The organism is Streptomyces sp. NPDC002787 (genome assembly GCF_053592095.1).
In genome coordinates this window covers 143,508-165,419 of record NZ_JBSFVC010000014.1, presented here as the reverse complement: position 1 = coordinate 165,419, position 21,912 = coordinate 143,508, and the positions used below count along the sequence as shown (strand labels likewise).

The window sequence follows — 21,912 nt, the reverse complement described above, 5'->3', positions numbered from 1 at the left end:
CGGTGGGCATGCCGACCGGTCGGTATGGACATCCTCGTTCCGAGCGGCTACAGATGACCCATGCGCATCTCCGTGACGATCTTCCTCACCGACGAGACGATCACTCCGACCCGGCTCGCCCGCGAGCTGGAGCAACGTGGTTTCGCGGGGCTCTACCTCCCCGAGCACACGCACATCCCCGTCGAGCGGACGACCCCGTACCCGGCCGGCGGGGAGCTGCCGCGCGAGTACGGCCGTACGCTCGACCCCTTCGTCGCGCTCGGCCAGGCCGCCGCCGTCACCGAGCGGCTGGGGCTCGGCACCGGCATCACGCTCGTCGCCCAGCACGACCCGATCGACCTCGCGAAGCAGATCGCGACCGTCGACCACCTCTCCGGCGGGCGCCTCACCCTCGGCCTCGGCTACGGCTGGAACGTGGAGGAGGCCGCCGACCACGGGGTCGAGTGGCGTACCCGGCGGGAGCTGGTGCGGGACCGGATGGCGCTGATGCGGGCGCTGTGGGCGGAGGAGCCGACGGCGTACGACGGGGAGTTCGGGAGCGTACGGGCCAGCTCCGCGTACCCGAAGCCGGTGCGGAAGGCCCGTGGGCCGGTGGTGGGGCCGCGCACGCTGATCGGCGGGGCCGCAGGGCCGAAGCTGTTCGCGCACATCGCCGAGTACGCGGACGGGTGGCTGCCGATCGGGGGGCGGGGGCTGAGCGAGGCGTTGCCGGTGCTGCGGACGGCCTGGGCGGACGCGGGGCGTGACCCGGCGGCCCTGCAGGTCGTGCCGTACGCGGTGCAGCCGAGTGCGGGGAAGCTGGCGTACTACGCGGAGTTGGGGATCGAGGAGGCTGTGGTGCAGTTGCCTCCGGCGGGGGAGGCCGAGGTGTTGGGGCTGCTGGACGAGTACGGCGTGTTTTTGGGGGAGGGCGCCTGACAGCTCGGGGGTGCGGGGGTCTTCGGCGGGTGCGGGTCCGGTGGGGCTTCTCGCGCAGTTCCCCGCGCCCCTGAAAAGCAGGGGCTGCGCCCCATGCTTTCCAGGCCCCCGGAGCCGTCGCCTTCCAGGCCCGCGGAACCGTCGCGCTTCGAGCCCGCGGACCCATTGCCCTCCGCGCCCCGGAGCCGTCGCCTTCCAGGCCCGCGGAACCGTCGCGCTTCGAGCCCGCGGGCCCATCGCCCTCCGCACCCCCAGAACCGTCGCCTTCCAGGCCCGCAGGGTCTGGTTTTTCAGGGGCGCGGGGAACTGCGCGGCCAGCCGCACACCACCCGCGCCCGCCGACGAAACCCGCACGCCCGAGCTGTCAGGCGCCCGGACCACGCCCGGCCCGTTCGCGGAGCCAAGCCGCTCGTATGCTCGAAGGATGACGACTTCCGCGACCTCCGGGACCGGCCCGACCGAGAACTCCATGCGGCGTGCTCTCAAACGCGCGCGGGACGGCGTGGCGCTCGACGTGAGCGAGGCGGCGGTGCTGCTCCAGGCGCGCGGCGCGGATCTGGAGGATCTGGCCGCGTCGGCGGCGCGGGTGCGGGACGCGGGGCTCGCGGCGGCCGGGCGGCCCGGAGTGATCACGTACTCGAAGAGCGTTTTCATCCCGCTCACCCGGCTGTGCCGGGACAAATGCCACTACTGCACCTTCGTCACCGTGCCCGGCAAGCTGCGCCGGGCCGGGCACGGGATGTTCATGTCGCCCGACGAGGTGCTGGACGTGGCCCGCAAGGGCGCCGCGCTCGGCTGCAAGGAAGCACTGATCACGCTCGGCGACAAGCCGGAGGACCGCTGGCCGGAGGCGCGCGAGTGGCTCGACGCGCACGGGTACGACGACACGATCGCGTACGTCCGGGCGATCTCGATCCGCATCCTGGAGGAGACGGGGCTGCTGCCCCACCTCAACCCCGGCGTGATGTCCTGGACGGACTTCCAGCGGCTCAAGCCGGTGGCGCCCTCCATGGGCATGATGCTGGAGACGACCGCGACCAGGCTGTGGTCCGAGCCGGGCGGCCCGCACCACGGCTCCCCCGACAAGGAACCGGCCGTCCGGCTGCGGGTCCTGGAGGACGCGGGCCGGTCCTCCGTCCCCTTCACCTCCGGCGTCCTCATCGGCATCGGGGAGACGTACGAGGAGCGCGCGGAGTCCCTCTTCGCCCTCCGGAAGGTCTCCCGCGCCTACCACGGCATCCAGGAACTGATCATCCAGAACTTCCGCGCCAAGCCGGACACCGCGATGCGCGGCATGCCGGACGCGGAACTGGACGAGCTGGTCGCCACGGTGGCCGTCGCCCGGCACCTCATGGGCCCCGCCGGCTGCATCCAGGCCCCGCCGAACCTCGTCGACAGCGAGTACGAGCGGCTGATCGGCGCCGGGATCGACGACTGGGGCGGGGTGTCCCCGCTCACCATCGACCATGTGAACCCCGAGCGCCCCTGGCCGCAGATCGAGGAACTCACCGAGCGCTCCCGGGCCGCAGGGTTCGAGCTGCGCGAACGCCTGTGCGTGTACCCGGAGTTCGTCTCGCGCGGCGAGCCCTGGCTGGACCCGCGTCTGCTGCCGCACGTGCGGGCCCTCGCCGACCCCGAGACGGGCCTCGCGCTGCCGGACGCGGTCGTCGAGGGCCGTCCGTGGCAGGAGCCCGAGGAGGTCTTCGTCGCCGCCGGGCGTACCGATCTGCACACCTCCATCGACACCGAGGGCCGTACCGGCGACCGCCGGGAGGACTTCGACTCCGTCTACGGCGACTGGGGTGCCCTGCGCGAGGCGGCGGCACCGGGCATGGCCCCCGAGCGCATCGACACGGACGTACGGGCGGCGCTGGCCACGGCGGCGGACGACCCGACGAAGCTGACGGACGCCGAGGCCCTCGCCCTGCTGCACGCGGACGGACCGGCTCTCGACGCCCTGTGCCAGATCGCGGACGACGTCCGCAGGTCGGCCGTCGGTGACGACGTCACGTACATCGTCACCCGGAACATCAACTTCACCAACGTCTGCTACACCGGCTGCCGCTTCTGCGCCTTCGCGCAGCGCCGCACGGACGCCGACGCGTACACCCTCTCCCTGGACCAGGTCGCCGACCGGGCGCAGCAGGCGTGGGAGGTGGGCGCGGTCGAGGTGTGCATGCAGGGCGGCATCCACCCCGACCTGCCGGGGACGGCGTACTTCGACATCGCACGGGCGGTGAAGGAGCGGGTGCCGGGCATGCACGTCCACGCCTTCTCGCCGATGGAGGTGGTGAACGGCGCGACCCGCACCGGGATGTCCGTCCGCGAGTGGCTGTCGGCCGCGAAGGAGGCGGGCCTCGACTCGATCCCCGGCACGGCGGCGGAGATCCTCGACGACGAGGTCCGCTGGGTCCTCACCAAGGGCAAGCTCCCCACCGCCACTTGGATCGAGGTGGTGACGACCGCCCACGAGCTGGGCATCCGCTCCTCCTCGACGATGATGTACGGCCACGTCGACCAGCCCCGCCACTGGCTCGGCCACCTGCGCACCCTCGCCGGAATCCAGCAACGCACCGGCGGCTTCACGGAGTTCGTGACGCTCCCCTTCATCCACACCAACGCGCCCGTGTACCTGGCGGGGATCTCCCGCCCCGGCCCGACGATGCGCGACAACAGGGCGGTGACGGCGATGGCCCGTCTCCTCCTGCACCCGTGGATCCCCAACATCCAGACCAGTTGGGTGAAGCTGGGCACCGAGGGAGCGGCGGAGATGCTCCGCTCCGGCGCAAACGACCTGGGCGGCACCCTCATGGAGGAGACGATCTCGCGGATGGCGGGGTCGTCGTACGGCTCCTACAAGTCCGTGAAGGACCTGATCGCCGTCGCCGACGCGGCCGGCCGCCCGGCCAGGCCGCGTACGACCCTCTACGGCGAGGTCGCGGAGGAACGGCAGCGGGCGGCGGCCGTCTCGGACGGCCATCTGCCGCAGCTGCTGCCGGTGTTGGACTGACGTGCAGGAGGGCGGGGGCCCGGCCTCACCGCTTGTCGCGACGGCTGAGGGGTCGCCCGGGGGAGCGGTGCGCCGGTGCACGGAGGTCTCGTCGCGTCAGTGCGGGCCGGCGGGACATGACCCGGGCTGGGCGACCAGGCCCGGTCATGTCCTGCCGTGAACTCACCAGGCGCGGGCGCCTGCCCGGACCCCCGGTCTGCCAGGCGACCTTCCCGCCCGCACCGCGAATCAGCCGCTGGAGCACCTTTTCAACCGGCCGTCGGCCCGGCACCCGTGAAGTCGTACGTGGCCCAGTTCGTGAGGGGGCGGTAGCCGAGGCGTTGGTAGAGGGCGTTGCTGGTGGGGTTGGACAGGTCCGCGAAGAGGACGACGTCCTTCGCGCCGGCGGTCAGGGCGGCTCGGCTGACCTCCGCCGTCACGGCGGCCGCGTAGCCGTGACCGCGCAGGTGGGCCGGGGTGTAGACGACGTCCACCTGGATCTGGCCGCCGATCAGAGGGTTCATGCCCGCGACCGAGACGGCGGTGCCGTCCGGGGTCTCCCAGAGGGTGTAGCGCTTGTCGGCGTAGCGGGTGTGGGGCCAGGAGCCGGCGTCGATGGTGATGTCTTCGCCGACGGCCTTGGCGAACTCGCCGCACCAGAACATGACTTCCTCATGGTCCTGCTCGCCCAGGAGGCGGGCCCGGCCCGCCGGGGTCGGCTCCGGTGGGGTGAGCGTGTCGAGGCGGTACAGACAGAGCCGGGTGTCGCGGAGTTTCGGCGTCGCGCCGGTGTGCCGCTGCCAGGCCTCGGCGAACACGGTGGCGGTGTCGTGGTCGGCGCTGACGGAGGGAAGGGCGTGCCCGAGGGCGGCCAGGTGGGCGGCGAGACCGTCGGCCTCCTCGGGCGTGAGCGGGGTGGGGGACAGAGCGCGGGGCGAGAGGCGGTGGAAGGTGGCGCGGACCTCGCCCGCCCGCTCCAGCACACCGAAGACGGCGGTTTCGGCGCCGAACGCCTCCGCCCCCCGTGTGCGTACTCTCTCGGCCCACGTCAGCGCCATGACGTGCGCGCCGGGCCGCGAGCGCAGGAAGTCTCCGGCGCGGGCGAGGAAGTCGCCGACGTCTTCGGTGAGGTGCCAGTCATCCAGGGGCATGGCGCGTCATCCTTCCCGACGGACTCGGCCACGGGCAACGCGGAAACGGAGATGAGCCACCGGCCCGCCTGACGTGGCCGGATGAGCCCGTTCGCCCTTCGCCCCGCGTCCACGTGCGCGCCTGCTGCGGTACCGCCAGGGCCTGTTGCGAAAGTGGCGCGGCAGCCTGAAGAGCGGGCCACGCGGCAGGCGCCGCTTGGTATCAGGCTCTGGAGGGTTGCTGTCCCTGGGAGCCGTCGGCCGCGAGCGGGAGACTGCGCAGCGACAGTGCGCTCGGCGCCGGCAGCGCTCCGTGGGCCGCCTCGGCGCGGAACGACTGGAGCAGGTACGCCACCAGACGCCGGGACGCCGCACGGTCACCCGGCAGTGCGGTGACCAGACCGCAGTGGGACAACAGGGCTACGGCGAGGTCGGAGGGGTGGAAGTCGGCCCGCAGCGCGCCCGCCGCCTGAGCCCTGCGGACCAGGGTCATGAAGTCCCGCTCGGCCTGTTCCCGTACTCGCGCATGGTCTCCCGTGCTGTCCGGAAAGGCCGCGACGAACGCGGCCGGGAAGCCCCGTTCCTCCCGTTGCAGTTCGCAGACCGTCTCGACCAGCCGCTGGAAGCCGTGCCACGGATCGGGGTCGGCCAGCGCCTCGGTGAGCGCCCGAGCACAGGTGTCCATCTGGTGCGCGAATGTGGCCCGCACCAGGGCGTCCCGCGTCGGGAAGCGCCGGTACAGCGTCGCCACACCCACCCCCGCCCGTCGGGCCACGGTCGCCATGGGCGCGTCGATGCCGTGCTCGGCGAAGACCACGCGGGCAGCCGAGAGGATGCGCCGCCGGTTGCGCCGGGCGTCCGCACGCAGACCGTCCTGCCCCGCGATCCGAGAGGAATCCCCCACCGTTGTCTCTCACCTCCGGTCAAACGGACGATCTCGTCCGTTTGCCAGCCTACGCTCGGCGCCACGATCCCCCGCACGGCCACTGGTGGTGAAGGTGAGAACGCAGGCGATGGACGACCGCACGATGAAAGCCGTACTGTTCGACCGCTTCGGCGGCCCCGAGGTGCTGTATGTGGGGCGGGTGCCACGCCCCGGACCGGCACCCGGCGAGGTCCTCGTGCGCGTGCGCGCGTTCAGCGTGAACGGCGGCGAACTGGCTGCCCGTTCCGGTCGGGTCCGCCTCGTCACCGGCCGAAAGTTCCCGCAGCGCATCGGGTTGGACTTCACCGGCGAGATCGCCGCACTCGGCGCCGGCGCGACCGGCGTGGCGGTCGGCGACCAGGTGTGGGGCGTCCTGGGCCGCGGCTCCGGATTCGGCAGCGCCGCCGAGTACGTGACGGTACGGCCCGAGCGGCTCGGCCGGGTCCCGGCCGGGCTGGACCTCGTGGCCGCCGCCGCGCTGCCGGTGGCCACCACGGCCGTCACGGCCCTCCGCGACAAGGCCGCACTGAGCCCCGGCGAACGGCTGCTCGTACGGGGCGCGGCGGGCGGCGTCGGCAACGCCGCCGTCCAGCTCGGACAGGCGTACGGCGCCGAGGTCACGGCCCTGGCCCGCGCCGCCAACCTCGACTTCGTCCGTACGCTCGGTGCCCACCACGCCGCCGACCACCGGACCGTGTCCCCCGCAGAACTGGGATTGCTCGACGTGGTCCTCGACACGGCGGGCACCGACCTGCGTACCGTACGGCGGATGCTGAAGCCCGGCGGACGCATGGTCACCATCGCCCTCGACCTGACGCGGCCCGTCGCCTCGCTGGGATACATCGCGGCCAGCGCCGTCCACGGACGCGGCCGGGTGCGCTTCTTCAGCGGCAACCCCGGACGGGCGCTCTTCGACGACCTCGCCCGCCAGGTGACGGAGGGGAATCTGCGACCGGCGGTGGACACGGTCTTCCCGCTGGAGGAGACAGCGGCGGCACACCGGGCACTGGAGGCGGGCGGGGTGCGGGGCAAGTACGTGGTCAGGGTCGACTAGGTTTTGTTGGGAAGGTGCTGGTCACAGCCACTCGTTGAGGACTGCGACCAGCACGGTCGCCCCGTGGCGGACGGCGAGACCACGACAAAGATCCACTTTCCCGGCGGGCCCTAGCCGGCCGCCCGGTCGTTCGTCGGCAGGTAGGTCACCACGAGCACCACGCCGCTCAGCAGGAAGACGCGGAGCGCGGCGTCGAGGCCGTTCCAGTCGGCGGACTGCCACATGACGAACCACTCGCCGCCGATGGCGATGAAGCCGGCGCCGAAGAGGAGGAGGACCATCAGGAGGCCGAGGGTGCTGTAGCGGCGTGCGGTGTGGAAGGCGCGGTCGCGGAGGGCTCTGGCCCAGAAGTAGGTGGCCGCGACGAGTATCAGGGCGGACACGGTCTCCCAGATGATGATGAGGACGTAGGCCGCGTCCTGGATGCCCTTCGACTCGATGGCCCGCCACATGAGGTCCTCGTCCTTGAACGTGGTGTCCATGGCGAAGACATGGCGGACGAACTGCTGGTTCGTGCCGAAGTCGGTGATGTTGCTGAACGCGACGAGCGCTATGTAGAGGGCGACCGTGCCGACGAGCAGCGTGGAGGCCAGGGGGAGGAGTGAGCGGGGGGTCCGGTTTTCAGCCATGGTCCAACTATGTGCATGAGCATGGGTCAACCCCAGGTGTTTTTCGGCGTGTTGGATCACAATGAGAGCCGCGATGGCGGAAAACCGAGGATGGCCGGAGGGGTACGCATGGGGCGCGCGCAGTCGTCGAATCCGCCGATTCCGTCGATGCAGGAGCTGATCCTGCGGCGTACCCGCCAGGGCTTCGTCGGCCGGAACACCGAGCGGGCCGCCTTTCGAGCCAACTTCGATCTGCCCGTCGAGGACGAGCGGCACCGCTTCCTCTTCCATGTGCACGGCAACGCGGGGATCGGAAAGACCTTCCTCGTGAGGGAGTTGGAGCAGATCGCCCGTGAGCGCGGGGCGCTCACCGCGTACGTCGACGACGGCGTCGGCAGCGTGCCGGAGGCCATGGCGGTGATCACCGACCGGTTCGCCCGGGAAGGGCGCCGGTTCAAGGAGCTGGAGCGGCTGCTGGCCGCGCACCGCGCGCGGCGGTACGAGGCCGAGCTGGCGGCCGTGGCCCTGTCCGAGCCGGAGGCGGAGCCGGGGGTCACCGGCGCCGCCGAGCCGTCGGCCGCGAGCATGGTCGCCGCTCGGGCCACCCTCGTCGCGCTCGGGCTCGTCCCCGTGGTCGGGCCCTTCGCCGGTGCCGTCGATCCGGCCCCACTCGCCCGCAACGCCGACCGGTTGCGCACGGGGCTCGCCTCCCGTGCGCGCGGTGGGCCGGAGGACGCCGAGCTGGTGCTCGCACCCGAACTCGTCCTCACCCCCGTGCTGTTGGAGGAGCTGGTCCGGGCCGCGACCGAAGTGCCCTGGCTGGTGCTGTTCTTCGACACGTACGAGCGGACGGGCGCCTTCCTCGACCCGTGGCTGCGCGACATCGTCTCCGGCGACCGGTACGGCCCCCTCCCCGGCAACCTCGTCCTCGTCACCGCCGGACAGCACCCCTTCGACGCCGCCCGCTGGGGCGGTCTCACCGACTTCGTCCTGGACATGCCCCTCCGGCCGTTCACGGAGGTCGAGTCACGCGGGCTCCTCGCGGCCAAGGGCGTGCTCGCCCCGCCGGTCGTGGAGGAGGTCCTGCGGCTCACCGGCGGGCTGCCCGTCCTCGTCTCGACCCTCGCCGAGGCCCGCCCCGGTGACCTCGACGACCTCGCCGAGGCGGGCGACCCCAGCGCCACGGCCGTCGAGCGCTTCCTGAAGTGGGAGGGGGATCCGGTACGGCGGGCCGCGGCACTGACCTGCGCGCTGCCCCGGTGGCTGGACGCGGACGTGTTCCGGGTGGCGGTGTCGGGCACGGCGGCCAGCGGCGGGGACAGGGCGGAGGGTGCGGGCACGGCTGGGGGCGCGGCCTCAACCGACGATGCGGCCTCGGCTGTCGGTGCCGACCCAATCGCCGGCGCGAGCTCGGCCGCCGGGGACGTCGAAGGGCTGGTGCGCGGTGCCGGGGACGTCGAAGGGCTGTTCGGCTGGTTGCGGGCCCTGCCGTTCGTCACCGATCGCGGCGACCGGGTGGTGTTCCACGACGTCGTACGGGCGCCGATGGTGCGGTTGCAGCGGCTGCGGTCGCCCCGGTCCTGGAGCGAGCGGCACCGGCTGCTGGCGGAGGCGTTCGCCGGGTGGCGGGCGGAGGTCGAAGCCGACGTGGCGGACGCGGAGTTGTGGGGCGACGAGCGGTGGCGGGAGCTGCGGCTCGCCGAGGCGTACCACCGGCTGTGCGCGGGGGAGCGCGGGGCGCTCGCCGAAGTGCTGCGGGATGTCGTGGACGCGTGCGGGGAGGGCACGGCCGTGGCCCGGCGGTGGGCGGAGGCCCTGGCACAGGCCGGGCAGGACGCCGACGACGACGCTGCGGGCCGGTGGGGGCGCGAGCTGCTGGGCGCGCTGGAGCGGGGCGGCGTCCACGACGTGCTGGGGGCGCTGCTGCTCCGGGCCGGCTTCGACGCCCGGCGGGAGGCGTACGCGCGCGCCCTGCGGGGGCGGGCGCTGCACCGGGACGGGGCGCACGAGCGGGCGGTGTCCGAGTACGACCAGGCCCTCGCCCTGGACCCCGGGCTGGCCACGGCCTGGCAGGGCAGGGCGGTCACGCGGGCGCGCACCGGTGACTACGCGGGCGCCGTCGCCGACCTGGACCGGGCGGACGCGCTCGCGCCCGACGACGCCACCACCCTCGTCCTGCGCGGCGACTACCACCGGCTCCTGGGGAACGCCGACGCGGCGGTCGCCGACCTCGACCGGGCGGTCGCCCTCGACCCCGTACGCCGCTCGACCTGGGCCTCCCGCGGCGCCGCCCGTCACGCCCAGGGCCGCCTGGACGAGGCCCTCGCGGACCTGGACCGCGCCCTGGAACTGGACGGGAAGTACATCTGGGCCCTGATGCGCCGGGCGCGCGTACGGCGGTCGAGGGGCGAGCACGAGCGGCAGTTGGCCGATCTGCACCACGCCGTCGCCCTCGACCCGGACGACCCCTGGGCGCGCTGCGAACGCGGCGACGCCCTCCGCGCCGCCGACCGCGACGAGGAGGCCCTCGCCGACTACGACCGGGCCCTCGAACTGAATCCGCTCTACGCCTCCGCGTACGCCAGCCGAGGAGTCTCCCGCTTCAAACTGGGCCGCCACGACGGAGCCCTCGCCGACCTCGACGTGGCCCTCACCCTTCTCCCGGACTACCCCTGGGCCCTGCGCCACCGCGCCGCCCTCCACCTCGAACTCGGCGACCCGGCCAAGGCGTTGGCCGACGCGGAGAGGGCGCGAGCGCTGAGCCCGGGCGACCCGTGGATCGCGGACGTACACGACCGGGCCGCGGGGGCGGCGGCCCGGCACCCGGACCGTACGGAATAGGCGGCCGGGGCAGGGAGCCCTGTGCGCGGACTCCCCGGCAGTTGCCTGGAATCCGTTGCCTGTTCACATCCGATCGTTTGGCGGTCAAAGTGTCATCACGGGTGTGTCCGAAGAGACGTTTGGCGCTCGTCAAGAGCTCTGAACCGACCGTTCCCATTCGATTACAGTGCTGGACTGTCGAGCCGTACGGGCGTACGGATGTGCTGACGTACTGACGTACTGACGTACGGGTCGGGTGGGCTGTGAGGAGGCCGGGGTGGGTGCGACAGCCGGTGCTGTCTGGGGGCGGGCCGAGCAGCAGGACTTCCGCAGCCGGGTGCGCGGCACGCTGCTGGGCGCTGCCGTCGGCGACGCGCTGGGCGCGCCGGTCGACCAGCTCACCCTGGCGGAGATCGGCGAGGCGTACGGCCCGGAGTGGCTGACCGATCTGGCGCCCGCGTACGGCAGACGCGGCGCCATCACCGACCTCACCCAGCTCACCCTCTTCACCGTCGACGGCCTGATCCGGGCACAGGTCCGCCGTGACACCGGTGTCTGGCACCCGCCGACCGATCTGCACCGGGCGTATCTGCGCTGGGCGGCGACCCAGCGGGACTGGGGCCCCGACGAGCGCCGCAAGGACGACGGCTGGCTCGCCCGCGAGGAGTGGCTCTACGCCCGCCGCGACCCCTCCCACACCTGTCTCCTCGGCTTCGCCGACGAGACCATGGGCACCCTCGACGCCCCCAAGAACCCCGGCGACGCCGGCGCGGAGGCCGCCGCCCGCTCCGCCCCCTTCGGCCTCCTCGTCGGGTGGGAGCCCCAACTCGTCTTCCAGCTCGCCGTCGAGTGCGCCGCCCAGACCCACGGCCACCCCACCGCGTACCTCGCCGCCGGCTCCTACGCCGTCATCGTCCACAGCCTCGCCCGCGGCGAGAGCCTCGACGCCGCCGTCCAGAAGACCCTGGTCCTGCTGGCCGCCCGACCCGGCCATCAGCCCGTCGCCGACTCCCTCCAACAGGCCGTCACCGCCGTCCGCCAGGGCACCCCCTCCCCGGCCGTCGTCGAGCGGCTCGCCGGCGCCGGCACGGCCGAGGGCATGCTGGCCGTCGCCGTGTACTGCACCCTGGTCGGCGAGGACGTCCGCCACGGCCTGTGCCTCGCCGTCAACCACGGTGGCACGTCCGGCGCGACGGGCGCCCTGACGGGCGGCCTGCTCGGCGCCCTCCACGGCGAGACGGCCCTGCCACCCGCCTGGCTCGCGGAACTCGAAGGCCGCCCCACGATCCTCGTCCTCGCCGACGACTTCGCCCTGGAGATGACCCAGGGGCCCGCCCTGCACGGCCCGGGCGGAGCGGTCCCGGGATGGCTGACCCGGTACCCACGGGCCTGACCGCCGCCAGAGAGGCAAGGAGGGGCGGAGGGGCGCGGAGGGGCGGAGGGGCGAGGAAGAACGACCAGAGAGAAGCGGAGACCATGGCGGACTGGACCCTACGACCGGCCTCGACGGCCGACATCGAACCCGTGGCCGAACTGCGCGCCGTCGTGATGCGCCCGGACCTCGAACGCCTCGGCCGCTACGACCCCCACCGCGTCCGCCAACGCCTCCGCGACGCCTTCGACCCGTCCCACACCTGGGTCATCGAGCTCAGCGGCACCTTCGCCGGCTGCGTCGCCCTCCGCCCCTCCCCCGAGGCCCACTGGCTGGAGCACTTCTACCTGGCCCCGCACCTCCAGGGCAGCGGCATCGGCACAGCCGTACTGCGCGACCTCCTCGACCGCTCCGACCGCGACGGCGTCCGGATCCGCCTGAACGTCCTCCAGGGGAGCCCGGCCCGGCGGCTGTACGAGCGCCACGGCTTCACCCTGGAGAGCGAGGACCCGGTGGACGTGTTCCTGGTGCGCGAGCCCGGCGGCGGATGAGACGGTCACCGCTCCGCCTACGTGGGCAGCGCGCCGCTCTGTGCCGCCTTGTGGTGGCGGGCGGACAGGCGGGAGCCGGACTCACGGCGGGCGGTGCGGCGCAGCAGGGGTACCGCGAGGAGGAACCCGAGGACCGCCCAGGCGGCCAGGACCAGGGCGACCATGGGCAGCTCCCACGAGCCGGCCGGCTCGGCGGCACGGGCCGCGTCGGGGAGCAGCGCCGAACGCAGGCCCTGCGCCATCCACTTGAGCGGGAAGACCGCGGCCACCTGCTGGACCGGCACGGGCATCGAGGTGATCGGGAACGCGATCCCGGAAATCACCAGGAGCCCCATCACCGGCAGCATGATCAGCCCCAGCGCCTCGCGCGGGTTGGGCAGGACCGCTCCGATGGCCGCGCCCAGCGGTACGACGGCGAGCAGTCCGAGCGTGGTGACCCACAACAGCGTCAGCCAGGCGCCCGGCCCGTGCGGCAGTGGCCCGTCCACCAGCAGCGCCCCGGCCGCCAGGAGCAGAGCCAGGGTGCCGACCGCCAGGACGACCACCAGCACGCACTTGGCGACGAGGTAGGCCGGTATCCCGCCGGGCGTGGCACGCAGCCGCAGCAGGGCACCCTCCTCCCGCTCGGTCACGAGAATCTGCGGGAGGTTGAGCAGTCCGACCTGGAACAGCAGGTAGGCGGCGAAACCGGCCAGCACCAGATGGGTCATCGGGGTGTGGGTGCCGGGCACGTCGTCGTCGATGTAGGCGGCGACGAGCAGCGCGACGACCACGTTGGTCAGATGGCCGGCCATCTCCTTGCCGTTGCGCAGGAGGTGCCGGATCTCGATGACGCCGCGCTGGAGCCCGGCGCGCCAACTGTTCGTCAGCGGTGTCCTTTTCATGCGGTGCGTGCCTCCTCGTCCGTGCCCGTGCCCGTGCCCGTGTTCGCGTCCGAGGCCGCGCCGGCGCCCTCGTCCGTGCCGTCGGCCGCCCGGTTCACCATGTGCAGGTAGGTGTCCTCCAGCGTCGGGCGGCGGACCTCCAGGCCGGCGATCGGGCCGTCCGCGTGCCGGTGGAGTTCCCAGACCAGCCGTGAGGGGTCCTCGGTGCGTTCGCGGCGGGCCGTCCCGTCGTCGGCCGTCCAGCGGACCTCGGCCCGGGCGGCGGCCCGCCGGGCCAGTTCCGCGGGCGTGCCGCACGCCCGGATCCGGCCGCCGACCAGCATGGCGATCCGGTCGGCGAGCCGCTCCGCCTCCACCAGGTCGTGGGTGGTGAGCAGGACGGTGACGCCCTCGTCGCGGGCCAGCCGTTCGACCAGGACGTGGAACTCGTGCCGCGCCTCCGGGTCGAAGCCGGTGGTCGGCTCGTCCAGGAAGAGGAGTTCGGGGCGGCCGACGATGCCGAGCGCGACGTCCAGGCGCCGGCGCCGGCCGCCGGACAGCCGCTCCACCTGCCGGTCGGCCTGGTCGGTGAGACCGACCAAAGCCAGCAGTTCAGCAGGGTCGCGCGGATCTGGGTAGTACGTGGCGAAGTGCGTCAGCAGCTCGGCGACCCGCCAGCGGCGGTGGTCGCGCCAGGACTGCAGGACCAGCCCGATCCGGCCGCGCCACGCGTCGTCGCCCCGCTCCGGGTCCATGCCGAGGACGCTCACCTCCCCGGCGGAACGCCGCCGGAAGCCCTCCAGGATTTCGACGGTGGTGGTCTTCCCGGCGCCGTTGGGTCCGAGCAGCGCGAAGACCTCGCCGCGGTGGATGTCCAGGTCGACGCCGTGCAGGACGTCGATGTCGCCGTACGCCATCGTCACGCCGCGCGCGTGGACGACGGGTTGGGCGGATATGCGCGTCGGTGTCATCGTCCTGCCCCCGAGTGGTGTGACGGTCGTGGCGTCGTCCCGGCCGCCGGGGGACCGGCGCCCTCGACGATCGCCCGGAGTGCCGCGACGTGCCCCTCGAAGGCGGTGCGGCCGCGGTCGGTCAGCCGTACCCTGGTGCGCCGCTTGCGGCCGCCGCCCTCCTTGTGGAGCTCCAGGTATCCGGCCTCCTCCAGGGTGTGCAGTTGCTTGGAGAGCGCGGAGTCGCTGAGCGAGAGGCTGTCGCGGACGAACGCGAAGTCCGCCCACTCGGTGGCGGCGAGCAGCGCGACCACCGACAGCCGGGTGGCGGGGTGGATCAGCTCGTCGAAGCCGGCGGGGGTGCTCATCGGTCCGCCTCCTCGTCGACCGCCGGTTCGCCGCCGCTCCGCACCGAGTCGGCCGCCCAGCGGTTGGCGGGACCGAGGGAGAGCAGGTAGACGGCCACCGCGGCCGTGGCCTGGATGGGGCCGGCGTAGATCGGCTCCAGTGGCTCGGTCAGGTGGTCCGACAGCACGATCGTCCCGCCGACCAGCACCGCCGCCGCACCGAACGCGGCCCACGTACGCCCGGGGCAGCGAGTGTGGTGCAGTCGCATCCGGCTCCTGCGGCTGCTCATCACGACCAGCACGCTCAGCAGGCCGGCGTAGGCGGCCATGAACAGTCCGACGCCCCACGGGGGCAGGTCCATGCCCACGCCGGCAAGGAACACCCACATGAGCGCGGCGATGCCGTAGGTCATGCCGCGCCCGCCGGACACGGAGCGCTCGAACTCGTCGTACACCCGCTCCTGCGGCACTCGGATGCGCTGGAGATCCTTCCATGCCTGTTCGGCATCCACCGGCGTGCTCATGGCCGTTGCCTTCCTGTGCCCCGCTTCACTTTCCTGGAAGGAAAGTTATCGCTGACTTTCCTCCCAGGCAAGTCAAAGGGGCGTACGCCGGCGTCAGCCCCCGCCCCGGAGCATGTCGAGGATGTGGGGCCAGGCGGTCGCGCCCAGGCGGGCGTCGGCTTCGGGGGTGCCGCCGTACCGGAAGCGGGGGGACGCCGGCGCGGGGCTCTCGCCGGGGAGGCGGGGGCGGTGGCCGGCCTCGGGGTGGGTGATGAGCCGCACGGGGACTCCGGCCGAGCGCCGGCGTTCCGCCAGGTGTGCGGCGAAGGGCAGGGAGGGCCACATCTCGTCGTCGCCGCCCGCGACCAGCAGGAGGTCGGCGCGGGCCCTGTCCACGGGGATGTCCGCGGGAGGGAGCGACTCGGCGAACGTACGCTCGCTGCGTTCGTACCACCCCCGCACGGCGACGGGCCCGCCGTCCGACTCCTCGGGTGTCCAGGCGTCGTCCAGCGGGACGAAGGGCAGTGCCCGCCCGCGCCAGGTCCAGGACGACCGATAGGGCCACGCGGCCCCGTCCCGTCCCGGCCCGACGTTGCACCAGACCCGGGACGTGGGCGACAGCGCGACGACGGCGTCCACGCGCGGATCGCGTACGGCGGTGAGCAGGGCCGCCTCGGCCCCCTTGGAGGCGCCCAGAACGCCCACGCGCGCCGCCGCGCCGTGCGCGCGGAGGAAGTCGACCGCGGTGGTGAAGGTCTCCAGGGGGATCTCACAGATGCCGGGCGACTGCCCCGCCCCACCGAACCACCGGATCGCCAGCGCGATCACCCCCTGCCGGGCGAGGAGACACGCCCTCTCCCGTTCGACGCGCCCACTGGACCCCGCCAGGACGAGAACACCGACATCACCGCCCCGGGCAGGAGCGACAAGGACCCCTTCCCAGGGTTCGGCCACCTCGTGCTCGATGACATCTATGCCGTCCATGCCGTCCGTCCCGTCCATGCACTCCATGCACTCCATGCCGCCAAATAAGTTTCGTGCCGTGTGCGGGGCGCCGTACCGTGCCCCTCGTGGCGACTCAGATGATCATTCTCAACGGCGGTTCCAGCGCGGGGAAGTCCGGGATCGTACGGTGTCTGCAGGCCGAACTCCCCGACCAGTGGCTGGCGTTCGGGGCGGACTCCCTCATCGACGCGATGCCCGCGAGGATGCGGACGGGGGACGGCGGTATCGAGATCTCCGACGACGGCGAGGTGACCATCGGCGCGGACTTCCGCGCGCTGGAGCAGGCTTGGGCCCAGGGCGTCGTGGCGATGGCCCACGCGGGCGCGCGCATCATCATCGACGACGTCTTCCTCAGCGGAGCCGAGGCCCAGGAGCGCTGGCAGAAACTCCTCGGCGGCCTCGACGTCCTCTGGGTCGGCGTCCACTGCGACAGCACCGTCGCCGCCGGCCGCGAGATCGCCCGAGGAGACCGTGTTCCGGGAATGGCCGCAGCCCAGGCGGACATCGTCCACAGGGGTGTGCGGTACGACGTGGAGGTCGACACGACCCACAGCGAGTCCCTGACGTGCGCCCGCGACATCGCGGCCCACCTCGGCATCGACTGAGGGGTTTCCTTGAGCTGGAGTCCGGTGATCCTCAAGTTCGTCGACGGCGGTGAGGTGCCCGTCCGGCTGGACTTGGCGCTGATACGGGCCGTTCTGGAGCCTCACGATGTCGGCGACCCGCGCCTCACGGTGGGCGAGGACGGAAGCCTCGCGTTCTGGGTGCGGGCTTCCGACGGCAGCGAGGCGGAGATCTTCGCCGGTGGGCAGGACATCGCGGTGCACCGTCCGCACGCCGGAGGCGTCTGGGACATCGTCGCGGAGCTGGTCTCCCGGCTCGGCGCCGTCGTCTTCGAGCCGAGCCGGGGCGGGATCGTGTGCCGGGCGGAGGAACACGCGCACCTTCCCGCGGACATGAGGGACGACGCCATCGTGATCGAGACGATGACGGGTGAGGCCCTGGAGGCGGCCCTCACGGGGAGATGACGGCGAACCGAACCCATGGCGCCCTACCGGCCCGATTCCAGGTCGTACGGCTGGACCGTCGCTCAATCCAGGAACGCCGCGAGGGTCTTTACGAAGCGGTCGGCGTCGTCGAGCCATGGGTAGTGCCCGGCTCCGGGCTGGATCACGAGCCGGGCATCTGAGAACAGCTTCGCGTACTCGGCGATCGCGGGGGGAGGGGAGTTGAGGTCGTACTCGCCGGCGAGGAGCAGCACCGGCCGGCCGAAGTCCGTGAGCCCGGCGCGAGTGGCGTCCGGCACGAATGCGCCCTCGGCACCGAAGACGGCGGCGGCCTCGTCGTTGCGCTGCCCGTCCTCCGCTGCCTTGTGGGCCCGCGCCGCCTCGTCCCAACGGCCGTAGTAGAACGGCGCGATGGCCTGCCACGAGGCGGCGGTCGCCTGTCCGGCGGTGATGGCTTCGAGGGCCGCGAACGCCTCCGGGAACCACGGCTCGTTCCGGCGGAGCCGGGCTGTCTCCCGCCGCGTGTCCCCGGTGATCGTGATGCCGACGGCCATGGTGCTGGGCGTGATCAGCGCGAGCCTGCCGACCCGTCCGGGATGGTGTTCCAGGTAGCGCGCGGCGAGGTTGGCCCCGCCGGAGTGCCCGAGCAGGTCCATCCGGTCGAGGCCCAGATGCTCGCGCAGGGCTTCGACGTCGGCGACGAGCCGATCGCAGCGGTAGGAGGCCGGGGTGTCGGGCACCGCCGACCGGCCTGTGCCCCGGAGGTCCAGCCTGACCACGCGCCGGTGCGCGGACAGACCACCGAGGTCGCCGAGGTAGGCGGAGTCCTGCATCGGCCCACCGGGCACGCAGATCAGCGGTGGACCGTCTCCGGACACGTGGTAGGCGAGCTTGGTTCCGTCAGGAGCGGAGAAGATCGGCATGCCCCAGACCCTGACAGGCACACGAAGGCCGAGCAACAGAGTTGATCCGACGACCAGCCGCGCTTTCGCGCAGGGCGGCGCGGGAATTCCCGGGTGCGCCGACGTCATTCTGTCGCGCCGGTCTGGCCGTACGATCCCCCTGCTCTCAGTCCTCGAACAGCGGATCGTACGGCTGGTTCTCCGGTGTGAAGACGAGGACGTAGTCCTTTCCGGGGCCGACCGCCACCTCGTGAAGGCATGTCAACGCCTCGATCGTGGTGGGCAGTTCGAGACGGAGGGCCGCGGCGGCGGAGTCCCGGTCGGCCACAGGTCCGGGTGGTCCTCCAGGTACTCGGCGGCCAACTCCCGGCTCCTCCGCCGTGAAGGCGTGGCAGTCACGCCACCACGGGGCCACCAGGAGGAGGCGCAGGAGTTCGGGCAGGCCGATGGCCATGAGGGCGGCGCGGCCTTCGGAGTCCGCGTAGAGGACGGGGCGTTCCTCGCCGCCCTCGCCGAAGAAGAAGAACGTGCCGCCGGCGTCGTCCCCCGCGAAGCTGTCCAGCGCGGCGCCCGACGCGAGGTGGACCTCCTCGCCGTGGTCACCCAGGCCCAGGTCGGGCCCCCGCCCGCTGTCCGCAACCTGCGGCCTGCCCTCCCCGGGAGCTAAGGACTGTTGAGCGCCGAAGCCAGGGCGCTCAGCTGCCCGGACACCGGGCCCAGCGTGAGCAGGCCGCTGCCCGCACCGGCCAGTTCGGCGGAAGCCGGTTCCAGCTGGGCGTGGGCCCGCCGCATTGTCGCGCGGTCGCCGACCTGGATCGCCGCCTTGGCCACGAGGCACCACAGCGCCTCGAAGAGAAGGTCGCGTGGTGGGGAGACGAGGGAGCGCAGGGCTTGGCGGGCGGAGTCGTGGGCGCCCTGGGAGGTGAGCAGGAGGGGGCGTACCCAGGGGGCGTAAGGGCCCCAGTCCGTCTGGGGGGTCAGTACGTCGTCGGGGGCCGGGCGGTCGTGGTGGGTGTACAGCGTCAGCCGGGCCAGGGGGAGCAGGCCGTTCCGCAGGCCGGGCATGCCCGCGTCCTCCAGCGTGGCGGAGGCCTTCTCGTAGGCGGACTCGGCCGCCGGCAGGGGCTGGGTCAGCGCGGTGCGCAGCGCTTCGTACCACGTCGTGAAGACCTGGACGAGGGGGAGTTCGTGGCGTTCGGCGAGGGTGTTCGCGGCGGCCGCGTGGTGGTCGGCTCCGGTGAAGTCGGCGAAGGCGCAGTGGGACTGGAGGCGGATGAGGTGGCCGAGGACCTCGTACGTGACGAGGTTGTGGCGGCTGGACAGGGCGACCACTTCGGCGCCGATGGCGTCTCGGGCGGGGGCGAGGCCGGCTCTGTGGAACGTCTGCATGAAGAGACCGTTCAGGGCGAAGGCGAGGAGTGAGGCGTCGTTGAGCCGACGGGCGATGCGTACCGCCTGCCGCGCGGCCTGGAGGGCGCGGATGCCGGGTACACCGGGTACGGCGGGTGCTCCGGACACCACCGGCTCGGTCGGCAGGGTGCCACGGGACTCCACGGCGATGGTGGCCAGCAGCCGCCCGTACATCGCGCCCTGAGGTGCCGGTGCCGGTGTTGGTGCCGGTGCCGGTGCCGGCAGCCGCCGTAGCGTCCGTTCCGCCACCCCCACCAACCACTCCGCCTGGCGGGGGTCGTCCGAGCGGGTCCAGATCGCGGGTACGTCGTAGATGCCGATGACGCGGGCCGTGAGTTCGGGGTCGCCCAGTTGTTCCGCCGCGGCGACGGCGGCGACGCGGTGGCTGCGGGCGGCCCGCAGACCGCCGCCTCCGGTGACGGCCAGGTCGCGCATGAGACCGGCGGTGGATTCCAGGCGTGTGCGGGCACGGGAGGCCACGGCACCCTCGTAGGCCGCCGCGGCCTGTGCCCAGACCTGGTCGGCGGTGCCACCGGGGCCGGGGTCCAGGTGTTCCGCGTGGCGCAGTACGTCCGCTTCCAGGCGGCGCAGCCTCGGGCCGGGGTCCACGCCCAGGTGCTCGCGGAGCATCCGCTCCGCCCGGCGGACGACGGAGAGCGCGTCGGCCTGCCGCCCGGACCGGTACAGGGCCAGCGCCAGCAGGTGCCAGGCGTCCTCACGCCAGGGGTGTTCGGCCACGTGCGCGTCCAGATCCGGTACGGCTTCTGCGGCCGCGCCCAGCGCGATCCGTGCCTCGGCACGGCGCTCCACGGCGTGGAGGCGGAGTTCCGTGAGGCGGGAGCGTTCGGCGCGGGCCCAGGGTTCGTCGGCGAAGTCGGCGTAGGCGGGGCCTCGCCACCAGCCGAGGGCTTCGGTGAGCCGGGCGACGACGTCCGCGGGGCGGAGAGCGGCCGTAGGAGCCTCCACCGCCGCCTCGAACCGCCACGCGTCGACGTCCTCGGGCGCGGCCCGGAGCGCGTATCCGGGGCCCTCGGTGACCAGGAGGCGGGCCGGGGCACGGGGTGGCCGGTCGGGTTCGAGGGCGCGGCGCAGGCCGCCGACGAAGGTACGGACAGTGCCGACCGCGACCGCCGGCGGGTCCTCCCACAGGTCCTCCACCAGCCGCGACACGGGGACGACGCGTCTGCGGGCCAGGATGAGCCGGGCCAGTACGGCACGATGCCTCGGTCCCTTGAGCGGGACGGTCTCCCCGTCCTCGTCCCAGGCCTGGACGGACCCCAGGACCCCGAACTCCACGCGCATGCAGCCGCCGTTCCGCTGTCCGTCCACCCCGGTCTCTGCCACCCCGCCTCAACGTACAGCGGGTCCGCCCCCGTCGTTCATCGGCCGCTGATCGGAAGCCCGCACGGTGGAACCACCACCACGACCGACCGGAACGAGAAGAGAGCGGCCATGAAACCCACGATCCCGGCTGCGGCATCCGCGACGCCCACCACCCCCGCCGCGGAACCCGCCATCCCCGCCGGAGCACCTGCCATCCCCGGCTTCGACCGCCGCCGCGTCGCAGTCGCCGACGGCGTATCCCTCAATGTCGCCACCGGTGGCTCCGGAACCCCCGTCGTCCTCCTCCACGGCTTCCCCCAGACCCACCTCATGTGGCGCCACGTGGCCGTGGACCTCGCCGCCGATCACGCCGTCGTCTGCCCCGACCTGCGCGGATACGGAGCGAGCGACAAACCCGCGGCGGACGGCCCCGGCGGCCCCGACACCTACTCCAAGCGGACCATGGCCCAGGACATCGTCACGCTGGCCCAGAGCCTGGGCCACGACCGCTTCGCCCTCGCCGGTCACGACCGCGGCGCACTCGTCGCCTTCCGCGCGGGCCTCGACCACCCGGACGTGATCACGCACCTGGCCTGCCTCGACGTCCTGCCCACGCTCGACATGTGGGACGTCCTGCGCGGCACGACCGCCGCCGTCGCCTTCCACCTCTACCTGATGGCCCAACCGCCCGGCCTGCCCGAGGAGTTGATCGCCGGCGCGCCGGACGCGTTCTTCGGCCACTTCCTCGACACGTGGACCGACGACCCCGAGGCCATCCCGGACGACGTCCGCGCCGCCTACCTCGGGGCCTCCCGCGCCGCCGTCCCTTCGATCGTCGCCGACTACCGCGCCTCCGCCGGCATCGACGTCCGCCACGACCAGGCCGACCGCGCCGCCGGCAACCGGCTGGCCATGCCCGTCACCGTCCTCCAACAGGACTGGGGCGCCGCCCTCGGCCACGACGCCGGCGCGGTCTGGCGCGCCTGGGCCCCCGACCTCCGGCACTCCACCGTCCCCTACGGCCACTTCATGGCGGAGCAGGCCCCGGCCGACATCACCAAGGCCATACGGGACCTCCTCACCCGGTAACCACGCAGCCGCCCGACAGCCGTGAGGGCCGCCCCCGGTCACCCGGGCGCGGCCCTCACCGCCAAGTCGGAGCCCCCAAGCCGGAGCCCTCAAGTGGGGGCCCTCAAGTCGGAGCCCGTGGGCTCACAGCCCCGTCGGCCCCGCCC

General features: G+C 73.1%; 21 protein-coding genes. 10 read left to right on the top strand and 11 right to left on the bottom strand.

Features of this window, described 5'->3' with window-relative positions; translation table 11 throughout:
- The first annotated feature begins 60 nt into the window (after window positions 1-60).
- Together ACWD26_RS21065 and ACWD26_RS21060 are read left to right on the top strand one after the other, a co-directional pair.
- Window positions 61-918 (top strand): LLM class F420-dependent oxidoreductase, encoded by an 858-nt coding sequence (locus ACWD26_RS21065; protein WP_451272161.1) that lies wholly within the window; start codon window positions 61-63, stop codon window positions 916-918.
- Window positions 919-1,342: 424 nt separating this feature from the next.
- Window positions 1,343-3,928 carry a bifunctional FO biosynthesis protein CofGH gene (locus ACWD26_RS21060; protein WP_451272159.1) on the top strand — a complete coding sequence of 862 codons (2,586 nt, stop codon included), beginning with the start codon at window positions 1,343-1,345 and terminating at the stop codon, window positions 3,926-3,928.
- Between the two features lie 248 nt (window positions 3,929-4,176).
- Here the strand turns inward: ACWD26_RS21060 and ACWD26_RS21055 are convergent, their stop codons facing one another.
- Together ACWD26_RS21055 and ACWD26_RS21050 are read right to left on the bottom strand one after the other, a co-directional pair.
- Window positions 4,177-5,058, bottom strand: a complete 882-nt coding sequence (locus ACWD26_RS21055; RefSeq protein ID WP_451272157.1) for a GNAT family N-acetyltransferase — start codon at window positions 5,056-5,058, stop codon at window positions 4,177-4,179.
- 202 nt (window positions 5,059-5,260) lie between these two features.
- Window positions 5,261-5,941 carry a TetR/AcrR family transcriptional regulator gene (locus ACWD26_RS21050; protein WP_451272155.1) on the bottom strand — a complete coding sequence of 227 codons (681 nt, stop codon included), beginning with the start codon at window positions 5,939-5,941 and terminating at the stop codon, window positions 5,261-5,263.
- A 109-nt stretch (window positions 5,942-6,050) separates the two neighbouring features.
- Here ACWD26_RS21050 and ACWD26_RS21045 point away from each other — a divergent pair, with 109 nt between their 5' ends.
- Complete coding sequence (locus ACWD26_RS21045; protein ID WP_451272153.1) at window positions 6,051-7,016, top strand: NAD(P)-dependent alcohol dehydrogenase; 966 nt, start codon at window positions 6,051-6,053, stop codon at window positions 7,014-7,016.
- A gap of 110 nt (window positions 7,017-7,126) precedes the next feature.
- Here the strand turns inward: ACWD26_RS21045 and ACWD26_RS21040 are convergent, their stop codons facing one another.
- The gene (locus tag ACWD26_RS21040; RefSeq protein ID WP_451272151.1) at window positions 7,127-7,645 is read right to left on the bottom strand and encodes a DUF2165 domain-containing protein; all 519 of its coding nucleotides are present in this window, start codon (window positions 7,643-7,645) and stop codon (window positions 7,127-7,129) included.
- Between the two features lie 108 nt (window positions 7,646-7,753).
- Between ACWD26_RS21040 and ACWD26_RS21035 the strand changes: the two genes are divergently transcribed.
- The 3 genes from ACWD26_RS21035 (at window position 7,754) to ACWD26_RS21025 (ending at window position 12,367) form a co-directional block, all read left to right on the top strand.
- A complete protein-coding gene (locus tag ACWD26_RS21035) occupies window positions 7,754-10,465 on the top strand; it encodes a tetratricopeptide repeat protein (RefSeq protein ID WP_451272149.1) in 2,712 nt (903 codons plus the stop codon).
- 256 nt (window positions 10,466-10,721) lie between these two features.
- The gene (locus ACWD26_RS21030; RefSeq protein WP_451272147.1) at window positions 10,722-11,837 is read left to right on the top strand and encodes an ADP-ribosylglycohydrolase family protein; all 1,116 of its coding nucleotides are present in this window, start codon (window positions 10,722-10,724) and stop codon (window positions 11,835-11,837) included.
- 83 nt (window positions 11,838-11,920) lie between these two features.
- The gene (locus tag ACWD26_RS21025) at window positions 11,921-12,367 is read left to right on the top strand and encodes a GNAT family N-acetyltransferase (protein ID WP_451272145.1); all 447 of its coding nucleotides are present in this window, start codon (window positions 11,921-11,923) and stop codon (window positions 12,365-12,367) included.
- A 17-nt stretch (window positions 12,368-12,384) separates the two neighbouring features.
- Here the strand turns inward: ACWD26_RS21025 and ACWD26_RS21020 are convergent, their stop codons facing one another.
- The 5 genes from ACWD26_RS21020 to ACWD26_RS21000 form a co-directional block, all read right to left on the bottom strand.
- Entirely contained in the window at window positions 12,385-13,251 is an 867-nt protein-coding gene (locus tag ACWD26_RS21020; protein ID WP_451272143.1) for an ABC transporter permease, read from the bottom strand.
- Window positions 13,248-14,201, bottom strand: coding sequence for an ABC transporter ATP-binding protein (locus ACWD26_RS21015; RefSeq protein WP_451272141.1), 954 nt, complete (start codon window positions 14,199-14,201; stop codon window positions 13,248-13,250). Before ACWD26_RS21015 ends, ACWD26_RS21020 begins: the two co-directional genes overlap by 4 nt.
- On the bottom strand, window positions 14,198-14,548 hold the full coding sequence (locus ACWD26_RS21010) for a transcriptional regulator (RefSeq protein WP_451272139.1): 351 nt from the start codon (window positions 14,546-14,548) through the stop codon (window positions 14,198-14,200). Before ACWD26_RS21010 ends, ACWD26_RS21015 begins: the two co-directional genes overlap by 4 nt.
- Window positions 14,545-15,051 carry a hypothetical protein gene (locus ACWD26_RS21005; protein ID WP_451272138.1) on the bottom strand — a complete coding sequence of 169 codons (507 nt, stop codon included), beginning with the start codon at window positions 15,049-15,051 and terminating at the stop codon, window positions 14,545-14,547. The genes ACWD26_RS21010 and ACWD26_RS21005 overlap by 4 nt, the downstream gene beginning before the upstream one ends.
- Before the next feature lie 93 nt (window positions 15,052-15,144).
- Entirely contained in the window at window positions 15,145-16,032 is an 888-nt protein-coding gene (locus ACWD26_RS21000) for an acyl-CoA thioester hydrolase/BAAT C-terminal domain-containing protein (RefSeq protein WP_451272136.1), read from the bottom strand.
- A gap of 80 nt (window positions 16,033-16,112) precedes the next feature.
- Between ACWD26_RS21000 and cpt the strand changes: the two genes are divergently transcribed.
- Both cpt and ACWD26_RS20990 read left to right on the top strand, forming a co-directional pair.
- Window positions 16,113-16,640: a chloramphenicol phosphotransferase CPT gene (cpt, locus tag ACWD26_RS20995; RefSeq protein WP_451272338.1), complete on the top strand. Its 528-nt coding sequence runs from the start codon at window positions 16,113-16,115 to the stop codon at window positions 16,638-16,640.
- A gap of 9 nt (window positions 16,641-16,649) precedes the next feature.
- A complete protein-coding gene (locus tag ACWD26_RS20990) occupies window positions 16,650-17,063 on the top strand; it encodes a hypothetical protein (RefSeq protein ID WP_451272134.1) in 414 nt (137 codons plus the stop codon).
- A 62-nt stretch (window positions 17,064-17,125) separates the two neighbouring features.
- On the opposite strand, the gene ACWD26_RS20985 is transcribed toward ACWD26_RS20990, so the two are convergent.
- Window positions 17,126-17,965, bottom strand: coding sequence for an alpha/beta fold hydrolase (locus ACWD26_RS20985; RefSeq protein ID WP_451272132.1), 840 nt, complete (start codon window positions 17,963-17,965; stop codon window positions 17,126-17,128).
- A gap of 145 nt (window positions 17,966-18,110) precedes the next feature.
- Window positions 18,111-18,272, bottom strand: coding sequence for a hypothetical protein (locus ACWD26_RS20980; RefSeq protein ID WP_451272130.1), 162 nt, complete (start codon window positions 18,270-18,272; stop codon window positions 18,111-18,113).
- Window positions 18,273-18,332: 60 nt separating this feature from the next.
- On the opposite strand from ACWD26_RS20980, the gene ACWD26_RS20975 reads away from it, so the two are divergent.
- Window positions 18,333-18,611 carry a hypothetical protein gene (locus tag ACWD26_RS20975; protein ID WP_451272128.1) on the top strand — a complete coding sequence of 93 codons (279 nt, stop codon included), beginning with the start codon at window positions 18,333-18,335 and terminating at the stop codon, window positions 18,609-18,611.
- On the opposite strand, the gene ACWD26_RS20970 is transcribed toward ACWD26_RS20975, so the two are convergent.
- Window positions 18,608-20,656, bottom strand: coding sequence for an AfsR/SARP family transcriptional regulator (locus tag ACWD26_RS20970; protein ID WP_451272336.1), 2,049 nt, complete (start codon window positions 20,654-20,656; stop codon window positions 18,608-18,610). The two genes, ACWD26_RS20975 and ACWD26_RS20970, sit on opposite strands and share 4 nt — an antisense overlap.
- A gap of 150 nt (window positions 20,657-20,806) precedes the next feature.
- Between ACWD26_RS20970 and ACWD26_RS20965 the strand changes: the two genes are divergently transcribed.
- On the top strand, window positions 20,807-21,766 hold the full coding sequence (locus tag ACWD26_RS20965; protein ID WP_451272126.1) for an alpha/beta fold hydrolase: 960 nt from the start codon (window positions 20,807-20,809) through the stop codon (window positions 21,764-21,766).
- Window positions 21,767-21,912: the final 146 nt, after the last annotated feature.

Bases quoted from the DNA above. Each gene is read 5' to 3' on its own strand.
- ACWD26_RS21065 (WP_451272161.1), top strand. From the start codon at position 61: ATGCGCATCTCCGTGACGATCTTCCTCACCGACGAGACGATCACTCCG.
- ACWD26_RS21060 (WP_451272159.1), top strand. From the start codon at position 1,343: ATGACGACTTCCGCGACCTCCGGGACCGGCCCGACCGAGAACTCCATG.
- ACWD26_RS21055 (WP_451272157.1), bottom strand. From the start codon at position 5,058: ATGCCCCTGGATGACTGGCACCTCACCGAAGACGTCGGCGACTTCCTC.
- ACWD26_RS21045 (WP_451272153.1), top strand. From the start codon at position 6,051: ATGGACGACCGCACGATGAAAGCCGTACTGTTCGACCGCTTCGGCGGC.
- ACWD26_RS21040 (WP_451272151.1), bottom strand. From the start codon at position 7,645: ATGGCTGAAAACCGGACCCCCCGCTCACTCCTCCCCCTGGCCTCCACG.
- ACWD26_RS21035 (WP_451272149.1), top strand. From the start codon at position 7,754: ATGGGGCGCGCGCAGTCGTCGAATCCGCCGATTCCGTCGATGCAGGAG.
- ACWD26_RS21025 (WP_451272145.1), top strand. From the start codon at position 11,921: ATGGCGGACTGGACCCTACGACCGGCCTCGACGGCCGACATCGAACCC.
- ACWD26_RS21020 (WP_451272143.1), bottom strand. From the start codon at position 13,251: ATGAAAAGGACACCGCTGACGAACAGTTGGCGCGCCGGGCTCCAGCGC.
- ACWD26_RS21015 (WP_451272141.1), bottom strand. From the start codon at position 14,201: ATGACACCGACGCGCATATCCGCCCAACCCGTCGTCCACGCGCGCGGC.
- ACWD26_RS21010 (WP_451272139.1), bottom strand. From the start codon at position 14,548: ATGAGCACCCCCGCCGGCTTCGACGAGCTGATCCACCCCGCCACCCGG.
- ACWD26_RS21005 (WP_451272138.1), bottom strand. From the start codon at position 15,051: ATGAGCACGCCGGTGGATGCCGAACAGGCATGGAAGGATCTCCAGCGC.
- ACWD26_RS21000 (WP_451272136.1), bottom strand. From the start codon at position 16,032: ATGGACGGGACGGACGGCATGGACGGCATAGATGTCATCGAGCACGAG.
- cpt (WP_451272338.1), top strand. From the start codon at position 16,113: ATGATCATTCTCAACGGCGGTTCCAGCGCGGGGAAGTCCGGGATCGTA.
- ACWD26_RS20985 (WP_451272132.1), bottom strand. From the start codon at position 17,965: ATGCCGATCTTCTCCGCTCCTGACGGAACCAAGCTCGCCTACCACGTG.
- ACWD26_RS20970 (WP_451272336.1), bottom strand. From the start codon at position 20,656: ATGCGCGTGGAGTTCGGGGTCCTGGGGTCCGTCCAGGCCTGGGACGAG.
- ACWD26_RS20965 (WP_451272126.1), top strand. From the start codon at position 20,807: ATGAAACCCACGATCCCGGCTGCGGCATCCGCGACGCCCACCACCCCC.